General features: G+C 62.9%; 22 protein-coding genes and 3 pseudogenes. 16 read left to right on the top strand and 9 right to left on the bottom strand.

Features of this window, described 5'->3' with window-relative positions; translation table 11 throughout:
- Positions 1-72 precede the first annotated feature (72 nt).
- On the top strand, positions 73-1,242 hold the full coding sequence (locus HCN50_RS30675) for a saccharopine dehydrogenase family protein (protein ID WP_171713613.1): 1,170 nt from the start codon (positions 73-75) through the stop codon (positions 1,240-1,242).
- A 132-nt stretch (positions 1,243-1,374) separates the two neighbouring features.
- On the top strand, positions 1,375-3,156 hold the full coding sequence (locus tag HCN50_RS30680) for a Rieske (2Fe-2S) protein (protein WP_235977317.1): 1,782 nt from the start codon (positions 1,375-1,377) through the stop codon (positions 3,154-3,156).
- Positions 3,157-3,285: 129 nt separating this feature from the next.
- Here HCN50_RS30680 and HCN50_RS30685 read toward each other — a convergent pair.
- Positions 3,286-3,618 (bottom strand): annotated as a pseudogene (locus HCN50_RS30685) (molybdopterin-dependent oxidoreductase); the annotation flags it as partial.
- Here HCN50_RS30685 and HCN50_RS30690 point away from each other — a divergent pair.
- Positions 3,599-3,795: pseudogene (locus tag HCN50_RS30690) on the top strand (YbfB/YjiJ family MFS transporter); the annotation flags it as partial. The pseudogenes HCN50_RS30685 and HCN50_RS30690 sit on opposite strands and share 20 nt — an antisense overlap.
- A 36-nt stretch (positions 3,796-3,831) precedes the next feature.
- On the opposite strand, the gene HCN50_RS30695 reads toward HCN50_RS30690, so the two are convergent.
- The 3 genes from HCN50_RS30695 to HCN50_RS30705 all read right to left on the bottom strand — a co-directional run bounded on the left by HCN50_RS30695 (position 3,832) and on the right by HCN50_RS30705 (position 7,110).
- The gene (locus HCN50_RS30695; protein WP_171713615.1) at positions 3,832-5,022 is read right to left on the bottom strand and encodes an FAD-dependent monooxygenase; all 1,191 of its coding nucleotides are present in this window, start codon (positions 5,020-5,022) and stop codon (positions 3,832-3,834) included.
- A gap of 112 nt (positions 5,023-5,134) precedes the next feature.
- Positions 5,135-5,887 (bottom strand): hypothetical protein, encoded by a 753-nt coding sequence (locus HCN50_RS30700; protein ID WP_210265162.1) that lies wholly within the window; start codon positions 5,885-5,887, stop codon positions 5,135-5,137.
- An 8-nt stretch (positions 5,888-5,895) separates the two neighbouring features.
- Positions 5,896-7,110, bottom strand: coding sequence for an ABC transporter substrate-binding protein (locus HCN50_RS30705; RefSeq protein ID WP_171713616.1), 1,215 nt, complete (start codon positions 7,108-7,110; stop codon positions 5,896-5,898).
- A 108-nt stretch (positions 7,111-7,218) separates the two neighbouring features.
- On the opposite strand from HCN50_RS30705, the gene HCN50_RS30710 reads away from it, so the two are divergent.
- Positions 7,219-9,243: a winged helix-turn-helix domain-containing protein gene (locus HCN50_RS30710; protein WP_171713617.1), complete on the top strand. Its 2,025-nt coding sequence runs from the start codon at positions 7,219-7,221 to the stop codon at positions 9,241-9,243.
- 144 nt (positions 9,244-9,387) lie between these two features.
- On the opposite strand, the gene HCN50_RS30715 is transcribed toward HCN50_RS30710, so the two are convergent.
- From HCN50_RS30715 to HCN50_RS30730, 4 genes are all read right to left on the bottom strand, one after another.
- Positions 9,388-10,173: a molybdopterin-dependent oxidoreductase gene (locus tag HCN50_RS30715; protein ID WP_171713618.1), complete on the bottom strand. Its 786-nt coding sequence runs from the start codon at positions 10,171-10,173 to the stop codon at positions 9,388-9,390.
- 16 nt (positions 10,174-10,189) lie between these two features.
- The gene (locus HCN50_RS30720; RefSeq protein ID WP_171713619.1) at positions 10,190-10,819 is read right to left on the bottom strand and encodes a cytochrome b/b6 domain-containing protein; all 630 of its coding nucleotides are present in this window, start codon (positions 10,817-10,819) and stop codon (positions 10,190-10,192) included.
- 181 nt (positions 10,820-11,000) lie between these two features.
- Complete coding sequence (locus HCN50_RS30725) at positions 11,001-11,555, bottom strand: fasciclin domain-containing protein (protein WP_171713620.1); 555 nt, start codon at positions 11,553-11,555, stop codon at positions 11,001-11,003.
- A 290-nt stretch (positions 11,556-11,845) separates the two neighbouring features.
- The gene (locus HCN50_RS30730) at positions 11,846-12,607 is read right to left on the bottom strand and encodes an SDR family oxidoreductase (RefSeq protein WP_171713621.1); all 762 of its coding nucleotides are present in this window, start codon (positions 12,605-12,607) and stop codon (positions 11,846-11,848) included.
- A gap of 87 nt (positions 12,608-12,694) precedes the next feature.
- Between HCN50_RS30730 and HCN50_RS30735 the strand changes: the two genes are divergently transcribed.
- Positions 12,695-14,221: a malonate--CoA ligase gene (locus tag HCN50_RS30735; RefSeq protein ID WP_171713622.1), complete on the top strand. Its 1,527-nt coding sequence runs from the start codon at positions 12,695-12,697 to the stop codon at positions 14,219-14,221.
- Positions 14,222-14,238: 17 nt separating this feature from the next.
- Here HCN50_RS30735 and HCN50_RS30740 read toward each other — a convergent pair whose 3' ends face one another.
- Positions 14,239-15,090 (bottom strand): sulfite exporter TauE/SafE family protein, encoded by an 852-nt coding sequence (locus HCN50_RS30740; RefSeq protein ID WP_171713623.1) that lies wholly within the window; start codon positions 15,088-15,090, stop codon positions 14,239-14,241.
- A 154-nt stretch (positions 15,091-15,244) separates the two neighbouring features.
- On the opposite strand from HCN50_RS30740, the gene HCN50_RS30745 reads away from it, so the two are divergent.
- The 11 genes and pseudogenes from HCN50_RS30745 to HCN50_RS33975 all read left to right on the top strand — a co-directional run.
- Complete coding sequence (locus HCN50_RS30745) at positions 15,245-16,168, top strand: LysR family transcriptional regulator (protein ID WP_171713624.1); 924 nt, start codon at positions 15,245-15,247, stop codon at positions 16,166-16,168.
- 208 nt (positions 16,169-16,376) lie between these two features.
- A complete protein-coding gene (gene sdhC, locus HCN50_RS30750; RefSeq protein WP_171713625.1) occupies positions 16,377-16,775 on the top strand; it encodes a succinate dehydrogenase, cytochrome b556 subunit in 399 nt (132 codons plus the stop codon).
- A gap of 14 nt (positions 16,776-16,789) precedes the next feature.
- Positions 16,790-17,164, top strand: a complete 375-nt coding sequence (gene sdhD, locus HCN50_RS30755; RefSeq protein WP_171713639.1) for a succinate dehydrogenase, hydrophobic membrane anchor protein — start codon at positions 16,790-16,792, stop codon at positions 17,162-17,164.
- Positions 17,165-17,167: 3 nt separating this feature from the next.
- A complete protein-coding gene (gene sdhA / locus HCN50_RS30760; RefSeq protein WP_171713626.1) occupies positions 17,168-19,039 on the top strand; it encodes a succinate dehydrogenase flavoprotein subunit in 1,872 nt (623 codons plus the stop codon).
- A gap of 120 nt (positions 19,040-19,159) precedes the next feature.
- Entirely contained in the window at positions 19,160-19,945 is a 786-nt protein-coding gene (locus HCN50_RS30765; RefSeq protein ID WP_171713627.1) for a succinate dehydrogenase iron-sulfur subunit, read from the top strand.
- A 195-nt stretch (positions 19,946-20,140) separates the two neighbouring features.
- Positions 20,141-22,279, top strand: a complete 2,139-nt coding sequence (locus tag HCN50_RS30770) for a hybrid sensor histidine kinase/response regulator family protein (RefSeq protein ID WP_171713628.1) — start codon at positions 20,141-20,143, stop codon at positions 22,277-22,279.
- Positions 22,280-22,421: 142 nt separating this feature from the next.
- A complete protein-coding gene (locus HCN50_RS30775; RefSeq protein ID WP_171713629.1) occupies positions 22,422-24,419 on the top strand; it encodes an ABC transporter ATP-binding protein/permease in 1,998 nt (665 codons plus the stop codon).
- Between the two features lie 235 nt (positions 24,420-24,654).
- The gene (locus HCN50_RS30780; RefSeq protein WP_171713630.1) at positions 24,655-25,482 is read left to right on the top strand and encodes an FkbM family methyltransferase; all 828 of its coding nucleotides are present in this window, start codon (positions 24,655-24,657) and stop codon (positions 25,480-25,482) included.
- A gap of 42 nt (positions 25,483-25,524) precedes the next feature.
- A complete protein-coding gene (locus HCN50_RS30785) occupies positions 25,525-25,911 on the top strand; it encodes a VOC family protein (protein WP_171713631.1) in 387 nt (128 codons plus the stop codon).
- A 95-nt stretch (positions 25,912-26,006) separates the two neighbouring features.
- Positions 26,007-26,237 (top strand): hypothetical protein, encoded by a 231-nt coding sequence (locus HCN50_RS33970; RefSeq protein ID WP_235977326.1) that lies wholly within the window; start codon positions 26,007-26,009, stop codon positions 26,235-26,237.
- A gap of 186 nt (positions 26,238-26,423) precedes the next feature.
- A pseudogene (locus HCN50_RS33975) lies at positions 26,424-26,850 on the top strand (OmpA family protein); the annotation flags it as partial.

Raw genomic sequence — 26,850 nt, forward strand, 5'->3', positions numbered from 1 at the left:
AGCCGGCAACTGTGATATCCTCCATCAAACGCCATGGGGCGGTAGCTCTCCCCGGGTTTCGAGGAGGACGTCGTGAAGCGGGAGTTCGACCTCATCGTCTATGGCGCGACGGGTTATACCGGCCGTCTCATCGCCGAATATCTGGCGACGTCCTATCGCGGTGACGACGCTCCGGCGTGGGCGATCGCGGGACGCTCGACCGACAAGCTCCAGAAGGTGCGCGCCGACATCGGCGCACCGGACGATTTGCCGTTGATCAAGGCGGATGCCGACGAACGGGCCAGCCTGCGTTCGATGTGCGAGCGTGCGGCCGTGATCATCACGACTGTCGGGCCCTATCAGCTCCACGGTCCCGGACTGGTGGCGGCCTGCGCAGCCACGGGAACGGCCTATGTTGATCTCTGCGGCGAACCGGCTTGGATGCGGCGCATGATCGACGCCCATCACGAAGAGGCGAAACGGACCGGCGCGCGCATCGTCTTCTCCTGCGGCTTCGATTCGATCCCGTTCGACCTCGGCGTGCTCACGCTGCAGGAGAAGGCGCGCGAGAAATTCGGACGCCCGGCGCAGCGGGTCAAAGCCCGCCTGCGCAAGGTGAAAGGCGGCATGTCTGGCGGCACTGCGGCGAGCGCCCAGGCGACGTTGGCCGCCGCCGCGCGCGACCCGGCCCTGATCGGGTTGCTGACCGACCCCTTCGCATTGACACCGGGGTTCACCGGGCCGTCTCAGCCGTCGGGCCTCATCCCCGAATATGACCGGCACATGAACGCGTGGCTCGTGCCGTTCCCCATGGCGCCGGTCAACACCAAGAACGTGCACCGCACGAATTTCCTGTTGGGTCATCCCTACGGCAGGGATTTCGTCTACGACGAGATGATGGTCGCGCCGGGATTGGGGGAAATCGCCGGCGTGACGACGGAGACATTCGCCACGGTGTTCTCCTTGTTCAGGACTGGCGGTCTCAAACCCGGCGCAGGCCCGACCCGGGAAGAGCGCGAGAAGGGCTTCTACGATATCCTCTTCCTGGGCGAGCTGCCGGATGGCGGACGGGTCGAGACGGTCGTCAGGGGCGACCGCGATCCGGGTTACGGCTCGACCAGCAAGATGATCGCCGAGAGCGCTCTGTGCGTCGTGCGCGACGTGCAGGGCGAGGGCGGCATCTGGACGCCGGGCGCGCTGATGGGCCCGGGGTTGCGTAAGCGTCTGACGGAGCGCGCCGGCCTCACCTTCAGCGCGCGTTGAGGTAACGCGTGATCCAGTGCGGTGGTTTTTCGCGAGTCCCAACATCACCGCATCCTCTCGCCTTTGCGCGAGAGGATGCCTATGTTGCGGAGTACCTGCAGCGCCCCCAACGCGACAATGGGAGGTATGCCCATGGACGCGCCGAGCAAGGAATTTGCGCTGGCGGGCAGCCTTGAGGAGCTGAAGCTCAACGGGCGGCTCGTTGTGCACGGTGACCATCGTCCGATCCTCGTCATCTACGACCGCGGACGCATATTCGCTCTCGACAATCGGTGCCCGCACATGGGCTTTCCGCTCGAGCGCGGCAGCGTCGAGGACGGCATCCTGACCTGTCACTGGCACCACGCGCGCTTCAATCTCGAAAGCGGCTGCACCTTCGACCTGTGGGCGGACGACGTGCCGATCTGTCCGGTCGAGGTGCGCAATGGTGACGTCTGGGTGAAGACCACCTTCATGCATGCCGATCTCGCTGCGCACTGGCATCAGCGGCTTGCGAACGGCCTCGCCCACAATCTTGGTCTCGTCATTGCCAAGGCCATACATGGTCAGCTCGCGGCGGGCGTACCGCAGACCGAAATCGTGCGGGAGGTGGCGCTGTTCGGGGCGCAAAATCGCGACGGCTGGGGCGTCGGTCTTACGATCCTTACGGCACTCGCCAATATCCTGCCTTTGCTGCCGGAGGAGGAAGCCTATCTCGCTCTATTCCACGGCGCGCGCCGCGTGGCGGCCGACTGCGACGGCGAGGTGCCGCGGCGGGAACGCTCGCCGCTTGGAAGCCGGCCGGATCCGACCGCGCTCAAGCGCTGGCTGCGGCGTTGGACAAACGTGCGCCATCGCGAGGCGGCCGAGCGCACCCTGCTCACGGCGATTGCGGCCGGCCTCTCCCCGGCCGAACTCGCTGATGTTCTGTTCACCGCCGAGACCGAGCGGGCTTTCGCCGACACCGGACACTCGCTCGACTTCATCAACAAGGTGTTCGAGTGCCTCGACCTGATCGGCTGGCAACACGCGTCGGCTCTGCTGCCGACTATCGTCGGTCAGATGGTAGCGGCCCGTGGCGCCGAGGAATCGACTGCCTGGCGCCAGCCCGTCGACCTCGTTGCGTTATGTGAAGAATCAACCAGCGAACTCGCGGAGCTGTTCGCTGCCGGACGCGGCTCGCGTAACTGGTCGGGCTACGCCGCACTGGCTCACGAGCTGCTCGGTGACGATCCGGTCAGGATCGTTGACGCGCTCAAGGTGGCGATCCGCGGCGGTGCCGCCCCTGCCGACCTTGGCCAATCCCTCGCCTACGCGGCCGCGGTCCGGGTGGCGCGCTTCGGCAATGCCAACGAGCACGCCGACTGGGAGACGGCGCATCACGTCTTCACCTACGCCAACGCGGTCCACCAGATGCTGACGCGCATCGGGACTGCCAACATCGATACTCACGTCACGGCCGTGCGCGGCGTATTGCACGGAGCGATGGCGCTCTACCTTGCTCGCTATCTCAATGTGCCGCCGGCGCGCATCCCGGGCGACAGCGGCGAGCAGCTCGATGAGCTGCCTGCGGATCCAGAGACGATCAGCACCGCCTTGCTCGATGCCTTCGACCGACAGAGACAGGTCGATCTAGCCGCACGCCTGGTGGCACGGCATCTCACGCTCGGCCATTCGCCGCAGGCGCTGATCGCTACGCTCGCGCATGCGGTGCTGCGAGAAGATGCAGGGTTCCATGCGTATCAGATGCTAGAGGCGGGAGTCCGGCAGTTCGGCGCGTGGGGCGACACGGACGAGGGCCGACACATCCTCATTGCTGTTGCCCGCTATCTGGCGGCGCATTCACCGACGGAGCGCGCCTCACTGCAGACAGCCGACATCGCCCGCCGCTTAATGCGGGGTGGTGAGCTGCATCAAGAGGCTGGATCATCCTGAGGTTCCACGCTGAGGGCGAGGCGACGAAGCAGTCCAGGCGTTGGCAAGCGGAGAAGTGGATTGCTTCGCGGAGCCTGTCATCGGGCACGCATTCGCGCGACCCGGTGTCGCGCAATGACGCCGGGGCGACTAACTGCCGCTGAACGAATTATACCCCTGGTCTTCCCAGAAGCCGCCCTTGTAGTCGTTGGTGACTTCCATCGAGATCACGTATTTTGGATTCTTGAAGCCGAGCTTGGTCGGCACTCTGATCTTCATCGGGAATCCACAGGCGCGCGGCAGGATCTCGTCGCCGAACTTGAACGTCATCTGGGTCTGCGCATGCAGCGCGGTCGGCATGTCGAGCGGCGAGTTGTAGCCGTCCTTGTCAGCACACTGGAACCAGACATATTTGGCGCGCGTATCGGCGCCGATCAGTTTCAGGAAATCGCGCAGCGGCGTGCCGGTCCAGCTTCCGACGGCGATAGCGGCGCTGACGATCTCATTCGGCATCGGGCAGACGCTGGGCCCGATCGTGGTCGGCGCGATTACGGACGCGGTGGGCAGCCTGTCGTTCGCGCTGAACGTCTCGGCCGCGATGCTGGCGCGCTGGGTGCGGGACGGTCGGCGTTTCAGAAAAAGGTGGTGTGGAAATCATAGAAGGAGAGCCTTGGATCCGATCCGGACGCTCCCAGCTTACGCCACTTCAGATAGCAGCTCCGTAGCGGCTTTTTCGACATCATACTCGAAGATCCACCGTCCCGCCGACCTCCAGCTTGCCAGTTGCTGCTCTCTCTGTGAGGTATTTCCATCTTTGGAGTGAAAGAACCTGCCCGCTTCGCGTGAGGCGGCCTGCACCCGGCTCGTGTGGGCGAGTCGCAGCCGTTCATAGGCCTTCAGCCGTTCTGGAATTTGAGCCGGGCCGATATTCTCCAGCAAGACGGCAAGGGCAAAGCCATCTTCGATCGCCTGTCCAGCGCCTTGTCCAAAGTGCGGGAGCATCGGATGGGCGGCATCGCCAAGCAGCGTCCTTCGAGCGGTTGACCAGTAAGGGAACGGAGCCCGATCATAGATGCCCCAAAGAAATGCTTTGTCGAGCGCGCCGATCATCTGCAAGACGGGAGCGTCCCAGCCCGCATACTCCGCAGCCAGCTTCCCAAGGTTACCGGGCGCCGACCAGGATTCTACGGCATCCCGATCTGCAGGCACAAACGCTACGATGTTGATGAGGCGACCCCGCGAGATCGGGTAGCAGATGACACTTCGACCTGACCCGATCCACATCTTCAATGAATGGAGATCGCTCGCCCACGGCAGCCGTTCGGCCGGGACTACTCCGCGGTAGGCCATGGTGCATCCGCTCCTTGGCTGTGCATTGACGCCGATCTCGCGTTGGCTGAGGGAGTGGATACCATCGGCTCCAATGAACAAGTCTGCCTCGGCGGAGGCCCCGTTCGCGAGACTCAGTCGCACCCCCTCGCCCGTCTCGTCTACCTTGACGCATCGACAACCCAAATGGAGAGTCCCCGGCGGTTGCGCCTCTACCAGGAGGTTGAGAAATTCAGCCCTGTGGACGGAGTAACTGTCCACTTCGCCGGAATGCGGTGGTCTTGCGGACGGCGGGGATGTTGCGATGGGTGCTCCACGAGATGTGAACAGCGTGAGACCTAAATTAACGGAACCGATATTCTTGATTCTGTCGGCCAGTCCGATCCTTTTGAGCAAGCGTACGGCATTGCGGCCTAGCGTTAGCCCGGCTCCAATTTCCCGGAACGAAGGCGCCTGTTCAAAGACGGTCACGTTCAAGCCCCGAGCCCGCAACGCCAGGGCGGCCGTCAATCCACCTATTCCGGCGCCGGCGATAGCAACTTCAAGCGTGCGGCTCATAGCACAGCTCGAGCGGCGGGATATGGTGAGCGCTGAGTGACCGAGTGGTCTCTGCGTCCAGAGAAACGCTCTGCGTCATGAATAGAATGATCCCGCATTCCAGCTTGGATTGTCAGGGCGGGAGGATTGCTCTGGCCTCCTCGGCCCGATCGGAAGGTACATTTCCATTGGCCCGTACGAATAGAAAACGGGATGTCACCGGAATTTGTGCGTGCGCACTGCCATCTTGGCCAATGACGATTAGTCCCGCGCCGCCGTTGGCTACTGTCAAAATGATAGGCTCCCCACCCCATGTCTTGATTGGCTCCATTCCGGTGATAAGAAATTCACCGATCGGCTGGTCAAAATATTGAAGCCTCAGTTGCAGAGCGACCTCTGCTGCCGGCAATTCAAAACCAAGCTGCTGAGCGCGGCCATAAATCTCCGTTAGCGCCGCCGTATCGGTCTGAAAACCTAGTTCGACTGCCGTCACTGCAACCAGATCTACATTGCGTTTCGCAGTGCTAATGAAAAAGGCCGGTCGGGCGATGACTTCCCCAGCCAAGCTTCCGATGCTGCAACCTGCAGCATCCAGCGCGTTGGTAAGGGCGAACGCACTTGCAAACGTCCCAACTGTAATCGTCTTCCATACCGGAACATTCACGGCGGATCTAATTGGAGTTTGTCGCGTATTTGCTGACGGAATTTTCTTGAGCGTGAGTTGGTTCTGCAAGACGTCTCGCGCCGTGCACTGAGCTCTGGCTTCGCTCGCGAAGAGAAAGGTGTAGGGGATGGAGAGCGCCGCAACAACGAGTGAGCACACCCGTTTCGCCATGCGCCGCCCGGCCCCGGCCTTCCGGCCGTTTCCCTCAACCTTAAAAATCATCCTATGCCTCAATCGCTGGAAGTAGAAACGCTGACGATATCGCCGAAGTACACCCATTGGGTGCCGTCAAAACGCGCCATTCGCGCCTGACGCCACGGAATGCGGTCGTTGGGCGAGATATTCACCTTCACGCCGGGCAGGAACATTGGAAGCTGAAGGTCGCGAACGTTGGTTGCCTGCTTGAGCAAATTCTCGCGCGAGAGGTCGTCACCGCAGTTCTTAAGCACCTCCACCATCATTTGCGCCGTTGAATAGGCGAGGATCGCCCCCGGGTCGTCATTCGTCTCCCCGGGCATCCATTGCTTCAGGAAGGCAAGGTAATCCTTCACGTCCGGGTCATCGGCCCATGTGGGATCGTCGAGCGACTTGACCCAGCGTGCTGTCACTGCGCCCCGAGATGCCTCAAGGCCTGCGGGCCGAAGCACAGTCGGAATGTCGCTGACGCCCGAAAGCAGGATATGTTCGACCTTCCAGCCGAGTTCGTGGGCTTTTCGGATCGATTGCGCCGCAAATTTTGGCGACGATGCATGGAACAGCGTGTCAGCGCCTGACGCCTTGAGTGCCACAACCTGCGAGTCGACTGTCGGGTCTACCACGTCATAGGCTGCTTCCCCGACGATCATGGTTGGAGCCTTGGCTCCGAGAGCCGTCCGAAACGCACTGAGATTGCCTTTGCCCAGATCGTCGTTCTGATAGAGCACGGCAACCTTTGCGTTGGGCTTCGAATTCAATAGATAGTCGGCATAAAATTTCGTCTCGATGGCCTGCGACATGAAAAATGTGGTGGTCCATGGCAGGTTGTCGGGATCATGAAGTTTTGGCGAGCTGGCCAGGATCAGGATTTGTGGGACCTTGTTGGCGTTGAGATATTTGGCGATTGCGAGGTTTGTCGGCGTGCCGGTCGATCCCACGATCGCAAGCACGCCATTGTCCTCGACCAGCTTCCGTGTTTGCTCGACGGTCTTTGGCGGCGAGAAGGCGTCGTCGAGCGAAATCAATGTGACCTTGCGGCCAGTGATCCCCCCAGCTTCATTGATTTTCCTGAGATAAGCCGCCTCGACACGGCCAAAGATGGCCAGCGCCGAGAGCGGGCCCCTATAGGGTACCGTCTGCCCGATCCTGATTTCGGTATCTGTCACCCCCGGGCCATAGCTTTTTTGCGGAAATGCCTGCGAATGGAGTGTTGCGGCCAATAAGCCCGCAAGAACCAGAGAACGTTTCATGGACGTCAGGCTCCATGCTTTTGATCCGCCCGCTCATAATGCGGTATAAGTAGCGCCAAGTCCCGAAACACAGACGAAATTTTCCGAAACCGCCCGGGGACGACTTTGGTGAAGCCATCTCCACAGACGATCGTGATCGGTGACTACACCGTGGACTTGTCACGCGAACTGCTGACCGACGTCCGCGGAGAGGCTGTCCCGCTGCGACCACGGGCTTGGCAGGTGCTTAAGCTTCTCGCACTCCGTGCCGGCTGTCTGGTCAGCAAGGACGAACTCTTGCAGCAGGTCTGGGCCGGCTCCGTGGTCACCGAGGACTCGCTTGTTCAGGCAATCGGTGACGTCCGCCGCGCGCTCGGGAAATTCGGTCGGACGGCGCTGCGGACTCTTCCGCGCCGTGGCTACATGCTGGTCGGCGCTACTGATGCCGATGCCCAGCGATGTCCGGCGGAGACAAGCTCCGTCCTGCTGGGCGATCGCCTGCGTACCGAAGCCCTACGACGTTTCGTCGGACGAGACGCCGAACTTGGCCATCTTCGAAGCGCAATTTCACCGGATCAGCCGCGCACGCCGCTGTACTTCATTCATGGACCGGGCGGTATCGGCAAGACTACATTGTTGGAGCGCCTGCGCGCCGAGGCGGTGGCGTGCGGCATCGGATTTATCATGATTGACGCCGCGGGTATCCCGCCGAGACACGACGCAGTCATCGCCGCAGTTACAAACACGTTTGAACCGGATGGCACGGCTCGCGGGCTCGAGGCACTTGCTTCAGGCCGACTGGCATCCGACCGCAACGTGCTGGTGATTGATTCGTTTGAACACCTCGAGCCTATCAGCAGCTGGATGCGCGATACGCTGCTCCCAAGCTTGCCTTTGCAAATGACGGTGGTGCTGGCCGGACGTCAACCGCCGGACTCCCGTTGGACTGCGCATCCCTTGTGGTGCACAGGAATGCATTGCATCAGTCTGGATTCACTTTCCCGCACCGAATCCGCGCGTCTGTTGACGGCCTACGATGTTGCCGAGGGCTCCCATGCGGCGATCCTTGACCTCTGCCATGGACATCCACTGGCCCTTGTTATGCTTGCCGCCGAAGTGCGGCGCGCGGATCGTGTCCCGCAGGGATTGGGGCCGGATCTTGTGAGCGAACTGACCCGCCGTTGCGTCGCCCAAGCCCCTACCCCGCTGCACCGGGCAGCGCTCGAGGCCTGTGCGCAAGCGCTGACGACGTCGGTGGCGTTGCTCTCGGACGTAGTTGATGCGGCAAACGCTACGATATTGTTCGAGTGGCTGGCTGCGCAGAACTACGTGAGGGCGAGCCCGCACGGGCTTCAACCGCACGAGCTGGTGCGGGTGGCAATCGATGAAGAGCTGCGTTGGCGAGATGCTCAAGGTTGGCGAGCGCTTCAACACGCGATCAATCGGCATCTGATTCGGCGACTTCAGGAGGGTAAGGATATTTCGCGCACCGCAGTCGAACTGCAGTTCCTTGGTCGCCATTCGCCGCTGATGCAGCGCTACTTCGATTATTCCGCACTGGGTAAGATGACTGTCGGCTCAGCGACGGAGGCTGACGCGAGTGGCATCGCGCGCTTGCGTGATGCCGCTCTGCCACCCGCCGAACGCGTGTTATTCGATCATTGGCGCGGACACAGCGCGACGCGCACGCTGGTGGCGCGCCACCGTGACGGTGAGGTGTGTGGTGTGACCCTGGTTCTGCAGCTGGACCAGCTGGACGACCGCAGTGCGGCGGTCGATCCGGTGGTGAATGCAGTGCGGGGAGCGCTGGGCGAAGCACTTCACGACCCGGAAGAAGCAAGAACATCGTTGATGTCCAGATTCACGATACCCGAAGGCGAGAGGCGCGCACTGAACCCCGCGATGAATGCGTTGCAGATGTGCCACTCCACGCTTTGGGCCACCGAACCTAATTTAAGGTTCTATGTGGTGGTTTCGGTCCACCCGGACCATTTTGCGCCTCTCCTTGAAGGTACCGGATTCCAGCGCCTGTCTGGCTGCGATCTGGTCATTGATGGCCTTCCAATCGGTTGCTTCGTGCATAATTGGCAAACTGAGCCTTGGCTGGATTGGCGCGATCGCATGCTTGATATGCCGCCTTCGTCTCATCGGTAAGAAACGAGGAGACAGGCGCCGGCGACAGAATGCGGCTTTTGGCCTCGATCCAGACTACGGGATGTTCAATTTCGCGCCGGGTTTTGCAGAACCACGGGACATCAGGACGCACCTGATCCGAACGCGCTCTTACGAGTACACAGGCTAACTGCCGCTGAACGAATTATACCCCTGGTCTTCCCAGAAGCCGCCCTTGTAGTCGTTGGTGACTTCCATCGAGATCACGTATTTTGGATTCTTGAAGCCGAGCTTGGTCGGCACTCTGATCTTCATCGGGAATCCATAGGCGCGCGGCAGGATCTCGTCGCCGAACTTGAACGTCATCTGGGTCTGCGCATGCAGCGCGGTCGGCATGTCGAGCGGCGAGTTATAGCCGTCCTTGTCGGCACACTGGAACCAGACATATTTGGCGCGCGTATCGGCGCCGATCAGTTTCAGGAAATCGCGCAGCGGCGTGCCGGTCCAGCTTCCGATCGCGCTCCAGCCTTCGACGCAGATATGACGGGTGACCTGCTTGACCTGCGGCAATTGATACAGCTCGTCCAGGGTCCAGGACTTCTTGTTCTCGACCAGACCGCGCACTTCCAGTTTCCAGGTCTTGCCGTCGACCTCGGGCGCCTCGTCGAGATCATAATAGGCGTTGAACGGGAACGGCTTGGTGATGGCGCTTTCCGGGAAGGTCGGCGCCATTGCGTTGGGATTGAAGATCAGCGCCTGCACGCCGTCATTGAATTTCGACACCTGCTTCAACATCTCCTCGGCGGAGAAGCTGTCGGTCACGTCGCAGCCGGTCAGCAGCGTCAGCGCGCCGAGGCTGGCGCCGCCGGTGATGAAGCGCCGGCGCGTCAGGTCCGGCATGGTCTTGATCGCGTCACGGACGAGAAGGGTCTTGTCGACCCCGGGAATCAGAAGCTTGCGCATGCGGGCCATGATCATTCTCCCCGGATTAGCGGCCGATGATCATGGCGCGCAGGCTCTTCGGCACCAGAAGCGCCAGCGCGACGTGAACCACCATGAAGGCGACGATCGCCGCCATGCAGAAGAAATGGACGTAACGGGCGCCCTCATAGCCGCCGAACAACGCCGCCAGGTATTGCAGTTGCACCGGCTTCCAGATTGCGAGCCCCGACAGCACGATGAGGATGCCAACGACGATGATGCCGGCGTAGAGCAGCTTCTGCACGTAATTGTATTTGCTGAGGTCGTCGTGCGACAGCTTGCCGGTGAGCGCCGCCTTGGTATCCGAAATCACGCCCTCCGGCGTGATCGGCAGCAGCTTCCTGCGGAAGCGGCCGGTGACAAAGCCCAGAACCAGGTAGATCAGGCCGTTGACCATCAGCAGCCACATCGCGGCGAAATGCCAGAGCAGCCCTCCGGCGAGCCAGCCGCCCAGCGTGATCGAACGGGGGAATGTGAAGCCGAACAGCGGGGAGGCATTGTAGATCTGCCATCCCGACATGATCATCAGGACCATCGCGACGGCGTTGGTCCAGTGCAGCGCCCGCACCCAGGCCGGCTGAATGACTTTTGGTTTGGTAGACACCGCCTGCTCGTCGCTGACTGTTACGGCCGACATGGCTATTCCCCGCTTGAAAATTCGCTATCGATTATACGCTTGGAACCGGCTTTCCGTTACTGCCGAGACGCTATCAGATCGATGCCTGGTGCGTATCGGGTTTCACAAAAAAGCGAGCCGGGCTGCCCCGGCTCGCCAATCCACACGCCCTGTTGGGACCAGATCAAGGGCGCGCGGAATTTCAGGACGCCGGCATCAGCACGGTGTCGACCACATGGATCACGCCGTTCGACTGGTTGACGTTCGAGATCGTGACCATCGAGGTTCCGCCCTTGGCGTCGACGATCCAGACCTTGCCGTCCTGGAGCTTGACCGAGAGCTGTTCGCCTTCGGCGGTCTTGAGCTTCATGCCGTCCTTCAGGTCGGACGCGGCGAGCTTGCCCGGCACGACATGGTAGGTGAGGATCTTGGTCAGGGTCGCCTTGTTCTCAGGCTTCACCAGCGTCTCGACCGTGCCGGCCGGCAGCTTGCTGAAGGCGGTGTTGGTCGGCGCGAACACTGTGAACGGGCCCTTGCCCTCCAGCGTTTCGACCAGGCCGGCGGCCTTCACCGCGGCTACCAGCGTGGTGTGGTCCTTCGAGTTGACGGCGTTCTGGATGATGTTCTTGGAGGGGAACATCGCGGCGCCGCCGACCATCACGGTCTTTTCCTCCGCGCTCGCAGGCGCGGTGATGGTGGCGGTGAAAGCCAGCGCGCTGAACATTGCGGCGGACAGCAGTGCAATACGTTTGGACATGGAATCTTCTCCCGAGGATTACGATGGCCGGCGGGTCATCCGCCGGTGACGAAAACAACGGCGCTGGTCGGTGGACCGGTTGATTGCGTCGTCGTCGGCCCGAGCTACGGGAGGTTTTTGGGCCGGTTTCGGCGAATAATTTATCGTGATGCTTGAAACTTTTGAGGACGCGATCCGTGCGGCGGCGTCATTGCGAGCGCAGCGAAGCAATCCATCGCGCGGCATACCGGATAGATGGATTGCTTCGTCGCTGGCGCTCCTCGCAATGACGAAGCAAGGCGTTGCCGGGATTAATCCCTGTTCGCCGGCGTCTGGATGAAGCCGCGATTATGCGTCGGGCTGATCAGGATCTCGTTGACGCACACGCGAGGCGGCAGGCTGGCGACGAAGGCGATGGTGCGGCCGCAATCCTCCGGCTGCAGCATTTTCGCCTGCTCCTCCTCCGACGGCACGACGGGGCGCGACTTCAGGATCGGCGTTGCGACCTCGCCGGGCGAGAGGCAGCAGGCGCGCAAGCCGTTGACGCACTCATCCATGTTGAAGGAATGGGTCAGCGCTAGCACGGCGTGCTTCGTCGTGGTGTAGGCCGGGCCCGGCATTTTCGAGACGTGACGGCCGGCCCAGGACGCGACGTTGATGATGCAGCCGTCCTTCTGCTTGCGCATCGCCGGCAGCACCGCCCGCATGCAGTAGAGCACGCCGTTCAGATTGACATCGACGACCTTGTCCCAGCCCTCCAGTTCCATGTCGGCCCAGCTTCGCTTCGGCACATTGATGCCGGCACTGTTGACGAGAAGGTCAATCCGGCCGTGTCTGGCGAGAATCTGGTCGGCCGCCTTGTGCACGTCGGCCTTGCTGCTGACGTCGAGCGCGATCGCCTCGGCCTTGCCGCCTTTTTTGGTGATATCGGCCACGACCTTGTCGAGGGCGTCCTGCCGCCGTCCCGAAACCACCACGGTCCAGCCGTCCGCGGCCAGGAATTCCGCGCCCGATGCGCCGATTCCGCTGCCACCCCCAGTTACCCAGGCCACGCGTTTCCCGCTATTTGTCATGCAAACCGTCTCCGTTGCTTTTTGAAGGGCGTTCTTGCTATTCCAGCCGGCGAAATTCCCGGCCAGCGCCCTCTTAGGGAAGTTTGCATGAACCCGACCGCCAACGCCAACCTGTTTTCCCGCCTGTTCGACACGCTGGACGATCCGAACCGGCTCGCGATCGAAATGCTCGATGGCACGCGCATCAGCTATGGCGACCTGATCGCCCGCGCGGGCCAGATGGCAAACGTGCTAATATCGCGCGGCGTCAAGCCCGGCCACCGCGTCGCGGCGCAGACCGAGAAATCGGTGCCGGCGCTGATCCTCTATCTCGCGACCGTACGTGCCGGTGCGGTCTATCTGCCGCTCAACACCGCCTATACGCTCAACGAGCTCGACTACTTCATCTCGGACGCCGAGCCTTCGTTGGTCGTCTGCGATCCTTCGAAGGCGGAAGGCATCGGCGCGATCGCGGCGAAGGTGAAAGCCAGGGTCGAAACCCTTGGTGCCGACGGCAACGGGTCGCTGACGGATGCCGCTGCGAAGGCCGACGCGACATTCGCGACCGTCTCCCGCACCGATGATGACCTCGCCGCCATCCTCTACACGTCAGGCACCACCGGGCGCTCCAAAGGCGCGATGCTGACGCACAATAATCTCGCGTCAAACTCCTACAGCCTGGTCGATTACTGGCGCTTCACCGACAAGGACGTGCTGATCCACGCGCTGCCGATCTATCATACCCACGGCCTGTTCGTGGCGAGCAACGTGACGCTGTTCGCCCGCGCCTCGATGATCTTCCTGCCGAAATTCGATCCGGACCTGATCATCAAGCTGATGGCGCGCGCCACCGTGCTGATGGGCGTGCCGACCTTCTACACGCGGCTCTTGCAAAACCCCGCGCTGTCGAAGCAATCGACCAGCCACATGCGGCTGTTCATCTCGGGCTCCGCGCCGCTGCTTGCTGACACCCACCGCGAATGGTCCGCGCGCACCGGCCACGCCGTGCTGGAACGCTACGGCATGACCGAAACCAACATGAATACGTCAAACCCCTATGACGGCGAGCGCGTGCCCGGCGCGGTCGGCCATCCCCTGCCCGGCGTCTCCGTCCGCGTCACCGATCCCGAGACCGGCAACGAGCTTGCGCGCAACGAAATCGGCATGATCGAGGTGAAGGGCCCGAACGTCTTCAAGGGCTACTGGCGGATGCCGGAGAAGACAAAATCCGAATTCCGCGACGACGGCTTCTTCATCACCGGCGATCTCGGCAAGATCGACGACAAGGGCTATGTGCACATCCTCGGCCGCGGCAAGGATCTCGTGATCTCCGGCGGCTTCAACGTCTACCCGAAGGAAATCGAAAGCGAGATCGACGCCATGCCGGGCGTGATCGAATCCGCCGTGATCGGCGTGCCGCATGCCGATTTCGGCGAAGGCGTCACCGCGGTCCTGGTCTGCAACAAGGGCGCCGAGGTCACGGAGGCGGGCGTGCTGAAGGCGCTTGAGGGGAGGCTCGCCAAGTTCAAGATGCCCAAGCGCGTGTTCGTGGTCGACGAACTGCCGCGCAACGCCATGGGCAAGGTGCAGAAGAATATTTTGCGGGATAGGTACGCGAAGATTTACACGAAGTAGTTCGATGTCGTCCCTGCCTACACCAAGCTGACCACAAACCGCCCGCCGACGATGAACAGATACGTGCCGAACGCCATTTCCAGCGCGCGTTTCGACAGCGCATGCGCCAGCTTCACCCCGAGCGGCGCCGTAACAAGGGTGGTCGGCATCACCAATAGCGCACCGATCAGCGACACGTAACCGATCGAGAATGGCACCTGCAGCGCGGCGACGTCGGGAAAGCGCGCCGCCGCCGGCCAGCCGGCATAGACATAGCCAAACGCGCCGGGGATCGAGATCAATACCGCCAGCGCCGATGAGGTCGCAACCGCCTGGTGGATCGGCCGGCCGTAGAACGTCATCAGCAAATTCGCGAACAGGCCGCCGCCGACGCCCATCAGCGTCGACAATAGCCCGATAAAGAAGCCGTAGACGCGCATCAGAAAGCCCTTCGGCACTTCGTCACCGAACTTCCAGCTGTCGCGCGCGAACAGCAGCCGGGCGGCGGCCGACCATGCGACCATCACGAACACGATCTTGAACAGGCGCTCCGGGGCGAAGCGCGCGGTGACGCTGCCGGCGATCACGCCGAGCACGACCGGCAGCCACCAGCGCCTGAGAATGCCCATGTCGACGGCGCCCCTGTTGTAATGGGCGCGAAACGAGGCGAGCGACGTCGGAATGATGATCGCCAGCGAAGTGCCGATGCAGAGCGGCATCCGCACCTCCAGCGGTACGCCGGCGAGCCGGAAGCATTCATAGAACACCGGCACCAGGATGGCGCCGCCGCCGATGCCGAACAATCCGGCGAGAAAGCCCGCCAGCGCCCCCACTACGATCAGCAGCAGGGCGAGTTCGATGAGCTCCTTTGTATCGAGGCCGGCGATCATATCTTGCGCATCCCACCTTCACAGCCGGCGACCGCCCTGGCTGCACGTCCGCGGGGCGACCGTCACGCCGGCCATGCGCGAGACTTATCGGCTTCTGAAATTCGGGAATATCCATTATCTTTTGCAGACACCCTTGCGAACTGCGGAAGGATCGATGGACCGATTGTCAGCCATGGCGACCTTTGTCCGGGCAGTGGACACCGGCAGCCTGTCGGCAGCGGCGCGGTCGCTGCCGAGTTCGCTAACGTCGGTCAGCCGGCAGATCTCGGCGCTGGAGGAGCATTTCGGGACTCGCCTCCTCTTGCGCACCACGCGCCAGCTCGCGCTCACCGATGACGGCCGGGTTCTGTACGAGCGTGCGAAAGCGATCCTCGGCGAGGTCAAGGAGATCGAGGCGGCGCTATCGCGCGACCGCCACCAGCCGTCGGGACGTATCCGCGTCAGCTCGCCAAGCCTGATGGGCCGGCTGGTGATCGCGCCCCTGCTCGCGGAATTCCTGCGCCGCCATCCGGCACTATCGGTCGACCTGCTGCTGGTCGATCGCGCCGTCGACATGGTCGAGGAAGATATCCATCTCGCCATTCGCGTCGGCCGCCTGCGCGATTCGCAACTGGTCGCGCGCAAGCTTGCGGATTTGCGGATGATCGTCTGCGCCTCGCCCGCCTACGTCGCGGCGCGCGGCGTGCCCGCGACACCAGGCGATCTCGCGCATCATGACTGCCTGGTGTTTTCGGACGCGCCGGGCAGCGCCGAGTGGCGTTTCGCCGACGATGGCAAAACGGGTCGCAAAATCCGCATATCCGGTCGGCTCTGGATGAATAGCCTGGAGGCCTTGGCTGCCGCCGCCAAGGAAGGCGCCGGCATCGTGCGCGTCCCCTCATGGCAGGCGGAGGCCGATCTGGCCGCCGGCCGGCTGGTGCGCCTGCTCACCGGGTATGAGCCGGCGCCAACGCCGCTGCACCTGATATTTCAGCCGTCGCGGCTGGCTTCTCCGAAGATCCGGGCCTTCACCGATTATCTCGTGGAGCGGTGGCGCGGCATCGATCCGTTCACCGCGCGGCCGCCCGCCAATGAATAGAATTAAAATTCAATTCTTCAGCCAGAGCCAACCTGCCTGGTATACCAAGCCACTGAACAATCGCGTTTCGTAGCTTCCTAGTAGTGAACGATGATTCGATTCGAAGCGATTTGATCGTTGCGCGGACTGATTCGACTCCGTAAATAGAATTCATCTACCGCGTTCCCCGATGGGCCGGCCGCGGTCCCACACAACATAAAGCTGCCGAATGACCGCCAGGATCGAACGACCGCTATCGCCGCATTTGCAGACCTATCGCGTGACCCTGACGATGGCGCTTTCCATCGTCCACCGCGCCACCGGGATCGCGCTCTACTTCGGCACGCTGCTGCTCGCCTGGTGGCTGATTGCGGCAGCTTCCGGCCCCGGCGCCTACGCCAATGTCCAGGCCTTCACCGGCAGCATCATCGGCAAGCTGATCGTGTTCGGCTACACTTGGGCGCTGCTGCACCATCTGGTCAGCGGTATCCGCTACTTCTTCTGGGACCTCGGCTACGGTTTCAAGGCCAATGAGCGCGAGGCGCTCACCTGGGGCGCGCTGATCGCGGGCATTTCGCTGACGGTCCTGGTCTGGATCATCGCTTACACGGTCGGAGGCGGACGATGAGCCGTCCTTCCTCGATGCGCACGCCGCTCGGCCGCGTCCGCAATCTCGGTTCCTCGCATTCCGGCACCACGGATTTCTGGCGCCAGCGTCTCACGGCAGTGGCGATGACGCTCCTGATCGTACCGGTCATCGTGATCGTGCTGATGCTGATCGGCCGCAACCATGCTGGCGCCGCCCAGATCCTGGGCTCGATTCCGATCGCGATCATCCTGGTTCTGTTCATCATCGCCAGCGCCTGGCACATGAAGATTGGCATGCAGATCATCATCGAAGACTATGTGCACAACGAGACGCTGAAGCTCGTCGGCGTGATGGCCAATAATTTCTTTTGTATCGCGGTGGCGTTGTCGTCGATCTACGCGATCCTCAAATTGTCATCGGGAGTATAACCCATGGCTTCTCAAGGTTCGGCCGCTGAAGGTAACGGCAAGGCCGCCAACGGCAGTCGCGGAAACGGAAGTAGTCCTGCCACCAACGGAAAAGCCTATCCGATCGAGGATCACACCTACGACGTTGTGGTCGTCGGCGCCGGCGGCGCCGGCCTGCGCGCCGTGGTCGGCTGCTCCGAGGCCGGGCTGCGCACCGCCTGCATTACAAAAGTGTTCCCGACCCGCTCGCACACGGTTGCGGCGCAAGGCGGCATCTCCGCTTCGCTCGGCAACATGCATCCGGACGACTGGCGCTGGCACATGTACGACACCGTCAAGGGGTCGGACTGGCTCGGCGACCAGGACGCGATCGAATACATGGTGCGCAACGCACCGGAGGCCGTCTACGAGCTCGAACATTGGGGCGTGCCGTTCTCGCGCACCGAGGATGGCAGGATCTACCAGCGCCCGTTCGGCGGCATGACCATGGACTACGGCAAGGGCCAGGCGCAGCGCACCTGCGCCGCCGCCGACCGCACCGGTCACGCCATGCTGCACACGATGTACGGCCAGGCGCTGCGCCACTCGGCCGAATTCTACATCGAATTCTTCGCCATCGACCTGATCATGGACGACCAGGGCGCCTGCCGCGGCGTGATCGCACTCAAGCTCGACGACGGTACGTTGCACCGCTTCCGCGCCCAGACCACGATCCTCGCCACCGGTGGTTACGGCCGCGCCTACGCTTCCTGCACCTCGGCGCATACCTGCACCGGCGACGGTGGCGGCATGGTGCTGCGCGCGGGGCTGCCGCTGCAGGACATGGAGTTCGTTCAGTTCCACCCGACCGGGATTTACGGTGCCGGCTGTCTCGTCACCGAGGGCGCGCGCGGCGAGGGCGGCTATCTTGTCAATTCCGAGGGCGAGCGCTTCATGGAGCGCTATGCGCCCTCCGCCAAGGACCTCGCCTCCCGCGACGTGGTCTCGCGCTCGATGACGATCGAGATTCGCGAAGGCCGCGGCGTCGGCAAGAAGAAGGATCACATCTACCTGCACCTCGATCATCTTGATCCGAAGGTGCTGAACGAACGGCTGCCCGGCATTTCCGAATCGGCGAAGATCTTCGCCAATGTCGACGTCACCCGCGAGCCGATTCCGATCGTGCCGACCGTGCACTACAACATGGGCGGCATTCCCACCAACTATCACGCCGAGGTCCTGACCAAGAAGAACGGCGACGACAATGCCGTGGTACCGGGCCTGATGGCGATCGGCGAAGCGGCCTGCGTGTCCGTGCACGGCGCCAACCGGCTCGGCTCCAACTCGCTGATCGACCTTGTCGTGTTCGGCCGTGCCGCCGCGTTGCGGCTTGCGGACAAGCTGACGCCCAATGGCAAGCAGGCCGAATTGCCGAAGGATTCCGCCGAGATGGCGCTCGGCCGGCTCGACCATTTCCGCTACGCGTCCGGCGGCACGCCGACGGCAAAACTGCGCGAAGGCATGCAGCACGTGATGCAGAACAATTGCGCGGTGTTCCGCACCGGCGAAATCCTTCACGAAGGCCAGAACCTGATCCACAAGGTGCATGGCGGCATCGGCGACATCGCGACCACCGATCGCTCGCTGGTCTGGAATTCCGACCTGGTCGAAACGCTCGAATTCGACAATTTGATCGTGCAGGCGGTGGTGACGATGGACTCAGCGGCGAACCGCACCGAGAGCCGCGGCGCTCACGCGCGCGAGGACTTTGCCGAGCGCGACGACAAGAACTGGATGAAGCACACGTTGGCGTGGATCGATGAGCGCGGCAAGACCACGATCGATTACCGCCCGGTGCACGACTACACGATGACGAACGACGTTCAGTACATCCCGCCGAAGGCGCGGGTGTATTGAGGAACAGCCCGGTCATTCCGGGGCGATGCGAAGCATCGAATGCGCAATTGCGCACTAGAGAATCTCGAGATTCCGGGTCTGGTCCTTCGGACCATCCCGGAATGACGAAAGGTTAGAAGAATGGCTGAATTCGCGCTTCCGAAAAACTCGAAGATCACCGGCGGCAAGAGCTGGCCGAAGCCGGCGGGCGCGACGGAGACGCGCGAGTTCCGGGTCTATCGCTGGAACCCGGACGACGGCAAGAACCCGAGCATCGACACCTATCACGTCGACATCAACGACTGCGGGCCGATGGTGCTGGACGGCCTGATCTGGATCAAGAACCACATCGACCCGACGCTGACCTTCCGCCGCTCCTGCCGCGAAGGCGTATGCGGCTCCTGCGCCATGAACATCGACGGCCAGAACACGCTGGCCTGCACCAAGTCGATGCACGATGTGGCGTCGGGCGGCGCGGTCAAGGTCAACCCGCTGCCGCACCAACCGGTGGTGAAAGACCTGGTGCCCGACCTCACCAATTTCTACGCGCAATATGCCTCGATCGAGCCGTGGCTGAAGACCACCACGCCGACGCCGCAGAAGGAATGGAAGCAGAGCCACGAGGACCGCGAAAAGCTCGACGGCCTCTATGAGTGCATTCTCTGCGCCTGCTGTTCGACTTCCTGTCCGAGCTACTGGTGGAACAGCGAGCGCTTCCTGGGGCCGGCGGCGCTGTTGCAGGCGACGCGCTGGGTGACGGATTCCCGCGATGAAGCCACCGGCGAACGGCTCGACAATCTCGAAGACCCGTTCCGGCTCTACCGCTGCCACACCATCATGAACTGCGCCAAGGCCTGCCCGAAGGGACTGAACCCGTCGGAGGCCATTGCCGAGCTCAAACTGAAGATGGTCGAGCGGCAGATCTAAGGCGCGACGTCGCAACCTGTAGCCCGTCACGCCTCGCTTTGTCCGGGCTACGGGACTACTGAAACCGCAAACCGCCGGATTTGAATCGATTGTTACCGATGCGGATGGACTGCCCTTTGCCAGGAGTTCCATTTTCGCTGCACTTTGTTCACGACCGGGTCTTGCGTTAAGCTCGGCGCGTGAGCCGGAGCGAGCGTGCAGACCGCGCAACGTAATTCGCTGAGACTGCTGCAATGGATGATGGTCGCCTCATTGGCGCTTCCGTTGGCGCTCTTTGCATTTGCATCCGCCGTTTCCTGGGTATCGATTCACGAAACCGCCGACCGCGAAATCGAGCGCGCGCTGGATGTCGCGCACGAGCATGCGCTGAAAGTATTCGAGACCATCGACCGCAGCCTGTCCGAGATCGCCGAGATCATCCGCCACGTTTCGGATGCCGATATCGTGGCCCGCGAGCAGGCGCTGCATTTGCGGCTGAAGCAGCTCGTCGCCTCGCTGCCGCAGGTGAAGTCGGTGTGGATCTTCGATGCCAGGGGCCGGGCGCTCGTCAACAGCCTCGTCGTTCCGGCGCCTGAAATCGATTTTTCCGACCGCGATTATTTCAGGACCCATGTCGCCGGCGATGTCGGAACCTATATCGGCGAGGCGCTGACGCCGCGGCCGCCCTATCAGGGAGCCGCATTCTTCGGCGTCAGCCGGCGGCGGCCAAGCAAAGATGACAGCTTCACGGGCGTGATCCAGACCTCCGTGCTACCGGAATATTTCGAAAGCTACTACGCCCGCATTGGCCGCGAGTCCGGCAGCTTCTTCGCGGTCGGCCGCGCGGACGGCACCGTGCTGGCGCGTTTTCCCGCCACCGGCCGCGACATCCGCCTCGACCGCGGCGGCCCGATCGGCAAACTGATTGCAGCCGATCCCAAGGCCGGCCTCATCACCGTGACCTCGCCGGTCGACGGCATCGAACGGCGCCTTGGATATCAGCGTCTCGCCGAATACCCGATCTATGTCAGCGCTGGCCTCGCCACGTCGGCGATACACGCGCGCTGGCTGTCCACCATGAGCCAGCACCTGATCTTCGGCGCGCCGGCCACCGCGCTGCTGTTTGCGCTGCTAGGGCTGGCCCTGCGCCGGACACGCCACCTTCACTTCGAGGCCGAGAAGCGGCGGCAAGCCGAGGAAGCGCTGAAGCACGGCCAGCGGTTGGAGGCGCTCGGCCGGTTGACCGGCGGCGTCGCGCACGACTTCAATAATCTGCTCACGGTGATCCGCGCTTCCGTGGACCTGTTGCGGCGGCCCGATCTGCCGGAGGCGCGGCGGCTGCGCTACATCGAGGCGATCTCAGATACGGTGACCCGCGCCGCCAAGCTCACGGGGCAATTGCTCGCTTTCGCGCGGCGGCAGACGCTGAAGCCGGAGATATTCGACGTCGGCCGAAACCTGCAGACGCTGAGCGAAATGATCGCAACCCTGATCGGCTCGCGCATCGAGATTGTCATTCTGGGGCCCGAAGAGCCGTGCTTCGTCAACGCCGACGCCGGCCAGTTCGAAACCGCCATCATCAACATGGCCGTGAATGCGCGGGACGCCATCGAGGGCCGTGGACGGCTGACGATTGCGGTGGGAATGGCCGCCAGCCTGCCCAACGCCGCGCCGCTATCGCAAAATCCATATGGCTATGTTGCCGTCTCCGTCGCTGACACCGGCAGCGGGATTCCACCGGATCAACTCGAACGCATCTTCGAACCCTTCTTCACGACCAAGCAGGCCGGCCATGGCACCGGGCTCGGCCTGTCGCAGGTGTTCGGTTTCGCCAAGCAGTCCGGCGGCGAAGTGGTCGTCGCCAGCGAAGTCGGCAAAGGCAGCATTTTCACACTGTATCTGCCGCGCACCGCCGGCAGCGGGAAATTGCGACAGCGGCCCGCGGCAGATACCCAAGCGGTTGACGGCAGCGGGATGTCGGTGCTTGTGGTCGAGGACAATGCCGAGGTCGGGCAATTCGCAACCGACGCGCTGGCCGAGCTCGGCTACGCCACCAAACTCGTCGGCAACGCCACGCATGCACTCGAAGAGCTGGAAGCTGGCGCTGAGCAATTCGACGCCGTGTTCACCGATGTCGTCATGCCCGGCATGTCCGGCATTGAACTGGCCCAGGAAATCCGCCGCTGCCATCCCGACCTGCCGGTCGTGCTGACCAGCGGCTACAGCCACGTGCTGTCGGAACATGGCAGCTACGGCTTCGAATTACTACAAAAGCCCTATTCGATCGAGCAGCTCTCCCGCGTGCTGCACCGGATCGGCCCGCGGAAGGTGAAGCGCGCCAACGAAGTGAGTTGAATCGCTCGCTTGGATTGCATGCGCCTTCGCTCGCTGAAATTGGCGGATGCGGTCATCGCTTCGCTCGTCGCAATGTCGGGCGGAAAATTCCGGTTCTGCGCAACCATTCAGGAACCGGCTGATTTCCCTTGCGTTATCGCTCATGGCCAAATCCAGCATCAAGTCCAAACCGCACGACAAGGAATCCGACGCGAAGAAGAAGTCCTCTGAACTCGAAACTGGATCGGAATTTGTCGAGGTAGTCGCCAACAACGACGATTCCGTCGAACCGCCGCCGCCGGAAGTGGTCGAGCCGGATCCGCAGATGTCTCCGGAAGAGGCCGAGCAGGCCCGCAAGGATTATCTGCTGACACGGTTCTGGATCAGCGCACGCGGCTATTGGGGCAACAATGGCGACCGGCTGGCCTGGCTGTTTACGATCGGGCTCGTGCTTCTGATCGTCGGCCATGTCGTCTTTCAATACGGCATCAATGTCTGGAACCGCGCGATCTTCGACGCCATCGAGAAGCGCGATTCGGCTACCGTGTACTACCTGTCTGCCGTGTTCTTTCCCCTCGCGATCGGCAGCGTGCTGCTCGGCGTCGCGCAGGTGTTTGCGCGCATGGGCATTCAGCGCCGCTGGCGCGCCTGGCTGACGAGCGCGGTGATCTCGCGCTGGCTGGCCAATGGACGCTACTATCAACTCAACCTCGTCGGCGGCGATCACCAGAATCCGGAGTATCGCATCGCCGAGGATTTGAGGATCGCGACCGACTCGCCGGTGGATTTCGTTGCCGGCGTCACATCGGCATTTCTCTCGGCCGCCACTTTCATTGTCGTGCTGTGGACTATCGGCGGTGCGCTGACGCTGACAGCGGGCGGATCCACCATCACGATTCCCGGCTTCCTCGTGATCGCCGCGATCGTCTACGCCGCGATCGCCTCCGGCTCGATCACGGCGATCGGGCGCAGCTTCGTGCAGGTGTCCGAGGACAAGAACCAGGCCGAGGCCGAGTACCGCTACATCCTCACCCGCGTGCGCGAGAACGGCGAAAGCATCGCGCTGCTCGGCGGCGAGCAGGAAGAGCGCGACGGCATCGACAAGACGCTTTCAAAGGTGCTTCGTCAGTGGGCGCGGCTTGCTGGCCAGCACATGCGCACCACGCTGGTGTCGCAGGGCTCGGGTCTGATCGCGCCCGTCGTTCCGCTCCTGTTGTGCGCACCCAAATTTCTCGACGGCAGCATGACGCTCGGGCAGGTGATGCAGGCGGCGTCCGCCTTCACCATCGTGCAGACCGCGTTCGGCTGGCTGGTCGACAATTATCCCCGACTGGCCGACTGGAATGCCTGCGCGCGCCGCATCGCCTCGCTGATGATGTCGCTGGACGCGCTCGAGCGCGCCGAGCAGGGCGACGGCATCGGCCGCATCAAGCGTGGCGAGACCGAAGGCGGTGCCATGCTGAGCCTCAACGATCTCTCGGTGACGCTGGACGACGGCACCGCGGTGGTGGGCGAGACCGAGGTTGTGATTGAACCCGGCGAGCGACTGCTGGTGGCCGGCGAATCCGGCACCGGCAAGAGCACGCTGATCCGGGCGCTGGCCGGGCTGTGGCCCTGGGGCGGCGGCAGCGTCAACCTTCACGCTGACCGCCGGCTCTTCATGCTGCCGCAAAAACCCTACATTCCGTCCGGCACGCTGCGGCGCGCGGTCGCCTATCCCGGCGCGGCTGATGACTGGCTCACCGAGCAGATTTGCGAGGCCCTGCACAAGGTCGGCCTCGACCATCTCAAGGACAAAATCGAGGAGGAAGGACCGTGGGACCAGACCTTGTCGGGCGGCGAGAAGCAGCGGCTGGCCTTTGCGCGGCTCCTGCTGCACAACCCCGACATCGTGGTGCTGGACGAGGCGACGTCGGCGCTCGACGAAAAGAGCCAGGACAAGATGATGGAGATGGTGATCGGCGAACTGCCGAACGCCACCATCGTCAGCGTCGCCCATCGCGCCGAGCTGGAAGCGTTCCATAGCCGCAAGATCGTGCTGGAGCGGCGCAAGGGCGGCGCCAAGCTCGTCAGCGACGTCAACCTGATCCCGCGCAAGGGCAGACAGCGCTTGCTCGGCCGCTTGCTGCGCTCTCGCAAGCGGACCAAGAAGGCGGCCTAACACTGGGCACAGCACGCCACGAGAGCGCAGATTATATTCAGCCGTCATCACCCACGAAGGCGAAGGCGGGTGATCCAGTATTCCAGAGACGCCATTGATTGAATCGGTAGGCCGCGGCGTACTGGATGCCCCGCCTTCGCGGGGCATGACATCCGGCGGGACGAACACTCACAGCCTCGTTGGAGTCGCAGGCAAAACCGGCTATGCATGCGCCGCTTCAACGAGGACCCCTGGTTTGACGCCCGATAACGATCCTTCGCCCGCGCCGTTCGGCGCCTTTGCCCCGAATGCCGCACAGGCCGCGATCATTCGGCTGGCCCATCGCTCGCGGCTGAAGCGCGGCGCGTTTCGCCCCTGGCTGTCGCGGCTGGTGAACCTGCTGCGCACAGGCCCGCTCGACGTGCAATATCAGGGCGCCTCGTTCCGCTTCTATCACCAGGCCAGCGCCACCGAGCGCGGCGCGCTGTTCAATCCCGACTACAATATCGAGGAGCTGGATTTTCTGCGCGCGCATGTGCCCACCGGCGGCCTATTCGTTGATGTCGGCGCCAATGTCGGCACGTATGCGCTTGCGTTGGCGCATCATGTCGGCGCTGCCGGCAAGGTGATCGCGATCGAGCCGCATCCGGTCACCCATGCGCGGCTCGCCTTCAACAACGCAGCTTCCGGCTACGCCCAGGTGCGACTGGTCGCCGCCGCCGCCGGTCCCGCCGACGGCGAATTGATGATCGAAACCGACGGCGACAATCTCGGCGCCAGCCACATCGTTTCGGGCGAGGGCTCGGGACGGGCGATCAAGGTGCCGTCGCTGCGGCTGCAGCGCATCCTTGAAGAGGCAAATGTCTCACATGTCGACGCGCTCAAGATCGACGTCGAGGGGTTTGAGGATCGCGTCTTGACCGGCTTCTTCGCCGAGGCGCCGCGGGAATTGTGGCCGCGCGCGGTCGTGATCGAGCATCTATCGAAGGACGAGTGGCAGCAAGACTGTATCGCCGACATGCGTGTGCGGGGTTATTCTGAGACCGGCAAGACCCGCAGCAACACGCTGCTGGTGCGGGGCTGAATTTCGGTTGCGAAAGCGTTCCTCAAACTGCGGGAGAGTTGGATGATCGACCATGTCGGATTTCCGGTGTCGGACTATGAACGCTCCAAGGACTTCTATCTGAAGGCGCTGGCACCGCTCGGCTACGCCCTCGTCATGGAAGTCAAGCAGGATCGCCCCGGCGAGGAGCCTGCCGCGGGGTTCGGCGCCGATGGCAAGCCGGATTTCTGGATCGGCGGAGAAGGCGGCTTGGACAAGCCGTTGCACGTCGCGATCTTGGCGAAGGACCGCGCCACGGTGGATGCATTTTATCAAGCGGCTATCGCCGCCGGCGGGCGCGACAACGGCGCGCCGGGCATCCGGGCGCATTATCATCCGAACTATTACGGCGCGTTCGTACTTGATCCCGACGGCCACAATATCGAAGCGGTCTGTCACGCGCCGGCTTAGCCTGTCCCCTGCGGGTTCCATTTTTGGATCGTGCAGGGAACCTTGGGCCGCCACTGCCGTTGTCGCACCCGGAGCTGCATAGTTCAGGAGATGCGATGCCGATCGAACCGCCGGAAGTACCACCGGCGACACCGGGACAGCCGACCGAGCCACCGCGGGAGAGTCCGCCGGGCAATCCGCGCCCGGACGTGCCACCCCCGCTCCGTGAACCAGGCCAGCCACCACAACCGCAGGAGTTGCCGGGGAAGATGCCGGACGAGCTACCCGTGCGCGGACCGAACGGCCCCCGTACGCCTAATCCCGCCACGGATCCGGGGGGCGGATGAACGCCTCGCCTGAACGCGCAATGAATAATGATGCGTGCAACCCATTGCGCCAATGAAATAAAAAGCATCCGACCATTTGTAGGCCGCCACAATCCGGCCTAATGATTAGCCGCTCATCGACCAACTGACATGTCAATGAGGGCCCTTCCGTTGCTGTCAGGCCTATCTTCGGGGACCAAGGATATCATGACAAATCTTCGCATCCTGCTGCTCGCCACAACTGCCTTGACGGCGACGCAGCTCGCGACCTCCGCATCGCATGCGCAGACCGCTCCGCTTGTCGTGGCGCAAGCCAAGGACAAGGACGAAGGCCCGCCCGGCAGGCCCAAGGAGGCCCCGAAGGGCGCTCCGCCGCCGGCTGCCGCACCGAAGGCGCCCGCGCCCGCTGCTCCGCCGCCCCCGGCTGCGGCACCACCACGTCCCGCCGCGCCTCCGCCGCCGCCCCCGGCGGCTGCGGAGGCGCGGCGGGACGTGGTGGTGCCGCAGCCGGGGGCGGCGGAGCAGCGGGCGCGGGCGCCTTCGGTGCGGCAGCCGGCGGCGGAGCGCCCTTCGGGGCCTCCTTGGGCCTGCCGGGCGGGCCTTCGTCCTTGTCCTTGGCTTGCGCCACGACAAG

It is taken from the genome of Bradyrhizobium archetypum, from assembly GCF_013114835.1.
Lineage (GTDB): Bacteria > Pseudomonadota > Alphaproteobacteria > Rhizobiales > Xanthobacteraceae > Bradyrhizobium > Bradyrhizobium archetypum.

Coding starts and splice junctions, on each gene's coding strand:
- HCN50_RS30720 (WP_171713619.1), bottom strand. CDS start 10,819: ATGTCGGCCGTAACAGTCAGCGACGAGCAGGCGGTGTCTACCAAACCA.
- HCN50_RS30785 (WP_171713631.1), top strand. CDS start 25,525: ATGATCGACCATGTCGGATTTCCGGTGTCGGACTATGAACGCTCCAAG.
- HCN50_RS30680 (WP_235977317.1), top strand. CDS start 1,375: ATGGACGCGCCGAGCAAGGAATTTGCGCTGGCGGGCAGCCTTGAGGAG.
- HCN50_RS30740 (WP_171713623.1), bottom strand. CDS start 15,090: ATGATCGCCGGCCTCGATACAAAGGAGCTCATCGAACTCGCCCTGCTG.
- HCN50_RS30730 (WP_171713621.1), bottom strand. CDS start 12,607: ATGACAAATAGCGGGAAACGCGTGGCCTGGGTAACTGGGGGTGGCAGC.
- HCN50_RS30765 (WP_171713627.1), top strand. CDS start 19,160: ATGGCTGAATTCGCGCTTCCGAAAAACTCGAAGATCACCGGCGGCAAG.
- HCN50_RS30775 (WP_171713629.1), top strand. CDS start 22,422: ATGGCCAAATCCAGCATCAAGTCCAAACCGCACGACAAGGAATCCGAC.
- HCN50_RS30705 (WP_171713616.1), bottom strand. CDS start 7,110: ATGAAACGTTCTCTGGTTCTTGCGGGCTTATTGGCCGCAACACTCCAT.
- sdhC (WP_171713625.1), top strand. CDS start 16,377: ATGACCGCCAGGATCGAACGACCGCTATCGCCGCATTTGCAGACCTAT.
- HCN50_RS30735 (WP_171713622.1), top strand. CDS start 12,695: ATGAACCCGACCGCCAACGCCAACCTGTTTTCCCGCCTGTTCGACACG.
- HCN50_RS33970 (WP_235977326.1), top strand. CDS start 26,007: ATGCCGATCGAACCGCCGGAAGTACCACCGGCGACACCGGGACAGCCG.
- HCN50_RS30745 (WP_171713624.1), top strand. CDS start 15,245: ATGGACCGATTGTCAGCCATGGCGACCTTTGTCCGGGCAGTGGACACC.
- HCN50_RS30725 (WP_171713620.1), bottom strand. CDS start 11,555: ATGTCCAAACGTATTGCACTGCTGTCCGCCGCAATGTTCAGCGCGCTG.
- sdhA (WP_171713626.1), top strand. CDS start 17,168: ATGGCTTCTCAAGGTTCGGCCGCTGAAGGTAACGGCAAGGCCGCCAAC.
- HCN50_RS30700 (WP_210265162.1), bottom strand. CDS start 5,887: ATGATTTTTAAGGTTGAGGGAAACGGCCGGAAGGCCGGGGCCGGGCGG.
- HCN50_RS30695 (WP_171713615.1), bottom strand. CDS start 5,022: ATGAGCCGCACGCTTGAAGTTGCTATCGCCGGCGCCGGAATAGGTGGA.
- sdhD (WP_171713639.1), top strand. CDS start 16,790: ATGCGCACGCCGCTCGGCCGCGTCCGCAATCTCGGTTCCTCGCATTCC.
- HCN50_RS30715 (WP_171713618.1), bottom strand. CDS start 10,173: ATGGCCCGCATGCGCAAGCTTCTGATTCCCGGGGTCGACAAGACCCTT.